At 62.7% G+C, this 8,263-nt stretch carries 6 protein-coding genes; all 6 read left to right on the top strand.

What is annotated here, in order from left to right; genetic code table 11:
• Positions 1-262: 262 nt before the first annotated feature.
• On the top strand, positions 263-1,243 hold the full coding sequence (locus HU767_RS28205) for a LysR family transcriptional regulator (RefSeq protein WP_186705749.1): 981 nt from the start codon (positions 263-265) through the stop codon (positions 1,241-1,243).
• Positions 1,244-1,547: 304 nt separating this feature from the next.
• Complete coding sequence (locus HU767_RS28200; RefSeq protein ID WP_186705748.1) at positions 1,548-2,045, top strand: GNAT family N-acetyltransferase; 498 nt, start codon at positions 1,548-1,550, stop codon at positions 2,043-2,045.
• A gap of 86 nt (positions 2,046-2,131) precedes the next feature.
• Positions 2,132-2,803 carry a DUF3313 domain-containing protein gene (locus tag HU767_RS28195; RefSeq protein ID WP_186705747.1) on the top strand — a complete coding sequence of 224 codons (672 nt, stop codon included), beginning with the start codon at positions 2,132-2,134 and terminating at the stop codon, positions 2,801-2,803.
• A gap of 125 nt (positions 2,804-2,928) precedes the next feature.
• Positions 2,929-3,429, top strand: coding sequence for a thiol peroxidase (gene tpx / locus HU767_RS28190; RefSeq protein ID WP_018602018.1), 501 nt, complete (start codon positions 2,929-2,931; stop codon positions 3,427-3,429).
• Positions 3,430-3,620: 191 nt separating this feature from the next.
• Positions 3,621-4,937: an MdtA/MuxA family multidrug efflux RND transporter periplasmic adaptor subunit gene (locus HU767_RS28185; protein ID WP_186705746.1), complete on the top strand. Its 1,317-nt coding sequence runs from the start codon at positions 3,621-3,623 to the stop codon at positions 4,935-4,937.
• Positions 4,934-8,029, top strand: a complete 3,096-nt coding sequence (locus tag HU767_RS28180) for an MdtB/MuxB family multidrug efflux RND transporter permease subunit (protein WP_186731073.1) — start codon at positions 4,934-4,936, stop codon at positions 8,027-8,029. The genes HU767_RS28185 and HU767_RS28180 overlap by 4 nt, the downstream gene beginning before the upstream one ends.
• Positions 8,030-8,263: the final 234 nt, after the last annotated feature.

The following is an 8,263-nucleotide window of genomic DNA, read 5'->3' as shown; positions in this document are numbered from 1 at the left end:
ATCGATGGCGCGCAGTTGAGCAAGGTGTTGGAGGAGGGGCTCTAGTGAGGTCCATACCTAACTCGTGGCGAGGGAGCTTGCTCCCGCTGGGCTGCGTAGCAGCCCCACCGAAATGACCGCGATCTTTCAACAAGAATCGGGGACAGGTTTTTGGGGCTGCTGCGCAACCCAGCGGGAGCAAGCTCCCTCGCCACAGGGGAGCTTGCCTGGCTGAAGACCCCGCGTAGCCTCATGTATTCGTACCACCGACAGGGAGTCACCCATGACCTTCATCGAGCCCGCAGGACGCCAGGCTGTCAGCGCATACCGCACACCGTTGCGTGCCCCCGACCCTTGGCTGGCCATGGCCGGCGCTATCGAGCCGCAGGTGGCGCAGTGTTTCCTGGTCAGTGCCCGCTGCGGCTGCTTCATGCAAGCGGCCCGCAGCCTCAACGTCAAGGCGACCTGGCTGCGCAAGCAATTGGCGCAGTTGGAGGGGCGGCTGCAACGATCATTGTTCAGCTTCCAGGGCAGCGCCTTGACCCTCAGTCGCGAAGGCCGGCAGTTGCAGGCCAGATTGATCAGCCTGGCCCATGAAAACTCGCCGCCCCCGAACGATCAGCCCTTGATTCGCCTGGCCGTGGCCGAGTCGATTCTGCATGACATCCTCGGGCGTGACCTGATTTCGTTGTTGCGGCGCAACGCCAGCGTGCGATTGCAGATCATCACCCTGGACAGTGAACTGGCGCTGCAAGCCGTCAGCGCCGACCTGGTGCTGTGGTTGAGTGATGCCCAGGCGTCGGCGCCGGGACCGAGCTTCGCCACATTGCCTGCGGATCGACTGGCGCGGTTGGATTATCTGCCGCACATCGCCAAACGCTATTCACGACCGGCCACGCGCCCGGACTGCCTGGACGACCTGAATGACTACATGCTGGTGCAATGGCAGGCGGATCGGCACGTGGACGGTTTCGCACCGTGGAACGCCCTGATAGAACAGCGCCGGGCCGGTGTGGTGCAGGTGCAATCTTACGAACTGATGCTGGAAATGATTCGCTGCAGCGCTTGCATAGGCCTTTTGCCACAGTACATGAGCCGCTTCGACCGAGGCCTGGTGGCGTTGCCGGACGTGTTCGGCCTGCCCATGCAGCGGCATTTGTGGATGGCCGTCAATGCCCAGGCCGAAGGCTCGCCAGAGGTGCAGATGCTGCGTGAGCTGATCCAACACACACTGGATGAGCGCCGGGATTGGTTCCAGGCCTGACTGGCTCACGCTAACCCTGTGGGAGCGAGCCTGCTCGCGATGAGGTCAACATATCCAACAGCTCCGTAGCTGACCCACCGCTTTCGCGAGCAAGCCCGCTCCCACACTGGATTTTCGGCAGCCACAAATTCATGTGCACCCCTGTCCCTTGTGGGAGCGGGCTTGCTCGCGAAGAGGCCGGCACATTCAACACTTCATTGACTGATACTCCGCCTTCGCGAGCAAGCTCGCTCCCACAGGTTCCCCCTATAACCTGGCGCGGTTTATAGTGACCGGCCTTGTCGCGCCTCCAGGAAGGAGCCCCATGTCTGATTCTTCGATCACCCTCGAACGCTTCACTGAAGTTCATATCCCCGGCGTCACCGCGCTCTACAACGACCCGGCGGTGACACGCCAGGTGCTGCAAATGCCTTTCCAGTCCGCCGAAGTCTGGCGCAAGCGCCTGGCGACGGATGACGAGCGCCTGTTGAAACTGGTGGCCCTGCACGAAGGTGAAGTCATCGGCAACCTGGGGCTGGAGCAGTTCACACGGGTGCGTCGGGCTCACTGCGGCAGCCTCGGCATGGGCGTGGCCGTCGCCTGGCAGGGCAAGGGCGTGGGTTCGATGTTGCTGGCCGCCGCGCTGGATGTCGCGGACAACTGGATGAACCTGCGGCGGGTCGAACTGACGGTGTACGCCGACAACGAAGCGGCCATCGGGCTGTATCGCAAGTTCGGCTTCGAAACCGAAGGCCTGTTGCGCGACTATGCCGTGCGTGACGGTCGTTGGGTGGACACACTGGCCATGGCACGGTTGCGCTGAAAACCGCACCGGAACAGGCAAAAAACCGCCCATTGGCTATACCTGTAGTTCCGGCCCCGCCTCGTGTGGCTTACAGGAGTGACAGCATGAAGTTTTCGTCCATGATCGGCTGTGTTTGCATCGCCTCGCTCGCCTTGGCGGGTTGCTCGAGCAAAGTGACCCAGCCGGATGAGTATTCCGGGTTCCTAGGCGATTACAGCCGGCTCAAGGAAGAGAAGTCGCCGTCGGGGGCCGTGGTCATGCGTTGGATCGATCCGAAGATTGATCCGGGCAAGTACACCCATCTCTACATCGAGCCGACGCAGCTGTACCCCAAGCCGCAGCCGACCGTGAAAATCCCCCAGGCGACACTGTCGGGTATCACCGCGTACTACGATCAGGCTCTCAAGCGGGAAGCGGAAAAATCCTTGCCCCTGGCGACCGCTCCGGGGCCGGGTGTTCTCGTGGTGCGCGCGGCGATCACGGCTGTCAGCAGCAAGACCGAAGGCTTGAAACCTTATGAGGTAATCCCGATTGCGCTGGTGGCGGCGGCTGTCAGCACCGCCAGCGGTATTCGCGACCAGGAAACCACCTTGGGCACCGAAGCGGTTTTCCTCGACGGTGGGACTCACGCGGTGGTCGCCCAAGTCGTGCGCAAAGGCACCGGCAAGCCGCTGTCCAACGAGTCCCAGGTCATGAAGCCCGATGACGTCAAAGGGGTCATCGATGGCTGGGCGTCGGACCTGCATCAGTCATTCCTGAAACTCAAGGCCAAATAGTCACCGTCGTGGTGCAGGAGGTGAGGTCGACGTCGTGTCTTTTTATGTCCGGTCGTAGGTCACGCGAGCATTTCGTGGTTAACTCCGGCCTCACCATTTTCAAACCTGTCAGAAGGAATCCGTTCATGGCTCAAGTCACTCTCAAAGGCAACCCGGTCCAAGTCAACGGCCAGTTGCCACAAGCCGGTTCCAAGGCGCCAGCCTTTTCCCTGGTTGCCGGCAATCTGTCGGACGTTTCCCTGAAGGACTTCGCCGGCAAGCGCAAAGTGCTGAACATTTTCCCAAGCGTCGACACGCCGACCTGCGCCACCTCCGTGCGCAAGTTCAACGCCCAGGCCAACGAGCTGAACAACACCGTGGTGCTGTGCATCTCCGCCGACCTGCCATTTGCCCAGGCGCGTTTCTGCGGCGCTGAAGGCCTGGAAAACGTCCAGAACCTGTCGACCCTGCGCGGTGCCGAATTCATCCAGGACTACGGCGTGGCGATTGCCGACGGCCCACTGAAAGGCCTGACCGCCCGTGCCGTGGTGGTGTTGGACGAAAACGACACCGTGCTGCACAGCGAGCTGGTCAAGGAAATCGCGGAAGAGCCGAACTACGACGCGGCCCTGGCTGTTCTGAAATAAGTGGATTGAAATAAAGTATTTATTACAATTGTTAACGGCCTGGCCCTGCCCAGGCCGTTTTCTTTTGTGCTTCAAGGCGTTAGCCGACTATCCGAAAGGTAAGCCCAAGGTAAATTGCCGGTAAAGGCGCTTTGCTAAATAGCCGCCAGTGCTTATCGTTCAGCCTCCCGTAAAAGAAGCCCACGCGCCCAATGGTTGATCACTCCATGCAATCCTCTGTTTCCCGCAATTCCCGTCGCTGGCTGTTTGGCTTGTTCGTCCTGCTGGTCATCGCAGCGCTGGCCTGGAAGTTCTGGCCCAGTGGCTCGACCGAAAAAAATGGGGCAGGGGAGAAAGCAGCCGCGGGGCATGTGGGACGCTCCGGTAGCATGCGCCCGGGGTTCGGTGGGGCGACGGGCCCGATCCCGGTGCGGGTGGCGCCGGTGGCGACCGGGGACTTCCCGCTGTACTTCAAGGCGCTGGGTACGGTCACGGCCCTCAACACCATCAACGTGCGCAGTCGCGTGGGTGGCGAACTGGTCAAGATCGCCTTCGAAGAGGGGCAAATGGTCAAGGCCGGGGACTTGCTGGTCGAGATCGACCCACGCCCGTACCAGAACGCCTTGCTCCAGGCCGAAGGCACGCTGTTGCAGAACCAGGCCCAGCTGAAAAATGCCCAGGTAGACCTCGAGCGCTATCGCGGCCTGTACGCCGAAGACAGCATTGCCAAGCAGACCCTCGACACCGCCGCGGCGCTGGTGGGCCAGTACCAAGGCACGGTCAAGACCAATCAGGCGGCCGTCAACGACGCCAAGCTCAACCTCGAATTCACCAAGATCCGCGCCCCGATTACTGGCCGCGTCGGCTTGCGTCAACTGGACGTTGGCAACCTGGTGTCGGCCAACGACACCACCGCCCTGGCGGTCATCACCCAGACCCAACCCATCAGCGTCGTGTTCACCTTGCCGGAAAACAACCTCGACACGGTGCTCGCCCGTTACCGCAGCGGGGCGAAACTCCCCGTCGAAGCGTGGGATCGCGGCGACGTGAAGCGCCAGGCCAGTGGCGTGTTGCAGAGCCTGGACAACCAGATCGACGTCACCACCGGCACCCTGAAATTCAAGGCCCGCTACGAGAACCGCGACCAGTCGCTGTTCCCCAACCAGTTTGTCAATGTCCACCTGCTGGCCGACACCCTCAAAGGCGTGACCCTGGCGCCGACGGCCGCCATCCAGTTCGGCACCAACGGCACTTTTGTCTATGCCCTGGAAGGTGACAACAAGGTCACCATCAAGAAGCTGAAGATCGGCGCCAGCGACGGCGCCAACACCGTGGTCACCGAAGGCCTGGCCACCGGCGATCGAGTGGTGCTCGAAGGCACCGATCGCTTGAAGGAAGGCAGCGAAGTGGAAGTGGTCAACGACAGCCAGGACGTGCCCACCACGCCGACCGAGCACCTGCAGGGCAAGTCCGCGGCAGCACCGACTGAGCCGGCCGCGGCCGACAAGGCGAACAAGGGCGGCGCATGAATATCTCGCGGCTGTTCATCCTTCGCCCGGTCGCCACCACCCTGAGCATGCTGGCGATCATCCTGGCCGGCCTGATCGCCTATCGGCTGCTGCCGGTGTCGGCGTTGCCCCAGGTCGATTACCCGACCATCCGCGTGATGACCCTGTACCCGGGCGCCAGCCCCGATGTGATGACCAGCGCGGTCACCGCACCCCTGGAGCGGCAGTTCGGGCAGATGCCAGGCTTGACGCAGATGGCCTCCACCAGTTCCGGCGGCGCCTCGGTGATCACCCTGCGCTTCAACCTCGACATCAACATGGACGTCGCCGAGCAGCAGGTGCAGGCCGCCATCAACGCGGCCACCAACCTGCTGCCCACGGACCTGCCGGCGCCGCCGGTGTACAACAAGGTCAACCCGGCCGACACCCCGGTGCTGACCCTGGCGATCACGTCCAAGACCATGCTGCTGCCCAAGCTCAATGACTTGGTGGACACCCGCATGGCGCAGAAAATCGCCCAGATCAGTGGCGTCGGCATGGTCACCATCGCTGGCGGCCAGCGCCAGGCGGTGCGCATCAAGGTCAACCCCGAGGCCCTGGCGGCCAACGGCCTCAACCTGGCGGATGTGCGCACGCTGATCGGTGCGTCCAACGTCAACCAGCCCAAGGGCAATTTCGACGGCCCGACCCGGGTCTCGATGCTCGACGCCAACGACCAGTTGACGTCGCCCAAGGACTACGCCGAACTGATCCTGGCCTACGCCAACGGCGCGCCGTTGCGGCTCAAGGACGTGGCGCAGATCGTCGATGGGGCCGAAAACGAACGCCTTGCCGCCTGGGCCAACGAAAACCAGGCCGTGCTGCTGAACATCCAGCGCCAGCCCGGCGCGAATGTCATCGAGGTGGTGGACCGGATCAAGGCCCTGCTGCCGAGCATTACCGACAACCTGCCGGCCGGCCTGGACGTCACTGTGCTGACCGACCGTACCCAGACCATCCGTGCCTCGGTCACCGATGTGCAGCATGAATTGCTGATCGCCATCGCCCTGGTGGTGATGGTGACGTTCCTGTTCCTGCGTCGCGTCAGTGCCACGATCATTCCGTCGGTGGCCGTGCCGTTGTCGTTGATCGGCACGTTCGGCGTGATGTACCTGGCCGGTTTCTCCATCAACAACCTGACCTTGATGGCCCTGACCATCGCCACCGGTTTCGTGGTGGACGATGCCATCGTCATGCTGGAGAACATCGCCCGTTTCATCGAAGAGGGCGACAGCCCGATGCAGGCTGCGCTCAAGGGCGCGAAGCAGATTGGCTTCACGCTGATTTCCCTGACGCTGTCGCTGATTGCCGTGCTGATCCCGCTGTTGTTCATGGCCGACGTGGTCGGGCGCTTGTTCCGCGAGTTCGCCATCACCCTGGCCGTGGCGATCCTGATTTCCCTGGTGGTATCCCTGACCCTGACGCCGATGATGTGCGCTCGTTTGCTCAAGCGCGAGCCCAAGGAAGAAGAGCAGGGCCGTTTCTATCGCGCCAGCGGCGCCTGGATCGACTGGCTGATCGCCGCCTACGGGCGCAAGTTGCAATGGGTGCTCAAGCACCAGCCGCTGACCCTGCTGGTGGCGGTGGGTAGCCTGGTGCTGACGGTGGTGCTGTACCTGGCCGTGCCCAAGGGCTTTTTCCCGGTACAGGACACCGGGGTCATCCAGGGCATTTCCGAAGCGCCGCAATCGATTTCCTTTGCCGCCATGAGCGAGCGCCAGCAGCTACTGGCCAAGGTGATCCTCGCCGATCCGGCGGTGCAGAGCCTGTCGTCCTACATCGGCGTGGACGGCGATAACGCCACGCTCAACAGCGGGCGCCTGCTGATCAACCTCAAGCCCCATGGCGAGCGGGATGACAGCGCCACCGAAATCATTGCCCGCTTGCAGCCACAACTGGACCGGCTGGTGGGCATTCGCCTGTTCATGCAACCGGTGCAGGACTTGACCATCGAAGACCGGATCAGCCGTACCCAGTACCAGTTCAGCCTGTCATCGCCTGACGCCGAGTTGCTCAGTCTCTGGAGCGGGCGCCTGGTCGAGGCCCTGGGCCGCCAGCCGGAACTCACCGACGTCGCCAGCGACTTGCAGGACAAGGGCCTGCAGGTCTACCTGGTGATCGACCGCGACGCGGCGTCACGCCTGGGCGTCTCGGTGTCGAACATCACCGATGCGCTGTATGACGCCTTCGGCCAGCGGCAGATTTCCACTATCTACACCCAGGCCAGCCAGTACCGCGTGGTGCTGCAAGCCCAGGCCGGGGAGCGGATCGGTCCGCAGGCGCTGGACCAGATTCACGTCAAGACCACCGATGGCGGGCAGGTGCGGCTGTCGAGCCTGGCCCGGGTCGAAGAGCGTCAGGCTCAGTTGGCGATTGCCCACATTGGTCAGTTTCCCGCGGTGATGATGTCGTTCAACCTCGCGCCGGGGGTGGCCCTGGGGCATGCGGTGGAGGTGATCGAAAAGGTCCAGCGGGACATCGGCATGCCGGTGGGGGTGCAGACCGAATTCCAGGGCGCGGCCCAGGCATTCCAGGCGTCGTTGTCGAGTACCTTGCTGCTGATCCTGGCGGCGGTGGTGACCATGTACATCGTCCTGGGCGTGTTGTACGAGAGCTACATCCACCCGATCACCATCCTTTCCACCTTGCCCTCGGCGGCTATCGGCGCCTTGCTGGCATTGATCCTCAGCGGCAATGACCTGGGCATGATCGCGATCATCGGCATCATCCTGCTGATCGGCATCGTCAAGAAAAACGCGATCATGATGATCGACTTCGCCCTCGACGCCGAACGCAACCAGGGCGTGGACCCGCAGACGGCGATCTACCAGGCGGCGTTGCTGCGCTTCCGCCCGATCCTGATGACCACCCTGGCGGCGTTGTTCGGTGCCGTACCGCTGATGCTCGCCACCGGTTCCGGCGCCGAGCTGCGCCAACCCCTGGGTCTGGTAATGGTGGGCGGGTTGTTGGTGAGCCAGGTCTTGACGTTGTTCACCACGCCGGTGATCTACCTGTATTTCGATCGACTGGGGCGCCGGTTTGCCAGGCCTGAGGCGGATGAGGTGCGGGTATGACCGCTTCCCTGGAATGTAGCGGGCTTTTGTGGCGAGGGAGCTTGCTCCCGCTGGGCTGTGGGAGCAAAGCTTGCTCGCGAAACAGACGCCTCGATTCTGCGAGACCGCATTGCCTTCATCGCGGGCAAGCCTTGCTCCCACATAGCGGGAGCAAGCTCCCTCGCCACAAAAGCCTGTCCGTTGAAGCAAGGGGCTGTGGCCGATGAACCTCTCCGGCCCCTTCATCCGCCGCCC

The organism is Pseudomonas sp. SWRI179, assembly GCF_014268705.1.
Taxonomy (GTDB): Bacteria; Pseudomonadota; Gammaproteobacteria; order Pseudomonadales; family Pseudomonadaceae; genus Aquipseudomonas; species Aquipseudomonas zanjanensis.
This window is presented reverse-complemented; position numbering and strand designations above follow the sequence as displayed.

Bases quoted from the DNA above. Each gene is read 5' to 3' on its own strand.
- HU767_RS28205 (WP_186705749.1), top strand. From the start codon at position 263: ATGACCTTCATCGAGCCCGCAGGACGCCAGGCTGTCAGCGCATACCGC.
- HU767_RS28200 (WP_186705748.1), top strand. From the start codon at position 1,548: ATGTCTGATTCTTCGATCACCCTCGAACGCTTCACTGAAGTTCATATC.
- HU767_RS28195 (WP_186705747.1), top strand. From the start codon at position 2,132: ATGAAGTTTTCGTCCATGATCGGCTGTGTTTGCATCGCCTCGCTCGCC.
- tpx (WP_018602018.1), top strand. From the start codon at position 2,929: ATGGCTCAAGTCACTCTCAAAGGCAACCCGGTCCAAGTCAACGGCCAG.
- HU767_RS28185 (WP_186705746.1), top strand. From the start codon at position 3,621: ATGGTTGATCACTCCATGCAATCCTCTGTTTCCCGCAATTCCCGTCGC.
- HU767_RS28180 (WP_186731073.1), top strand. From the start codon at position 4,934: ATGAATATCTCGCGGCTGTTCATCCTTCGCCCGGTCGCCACCACCCTG.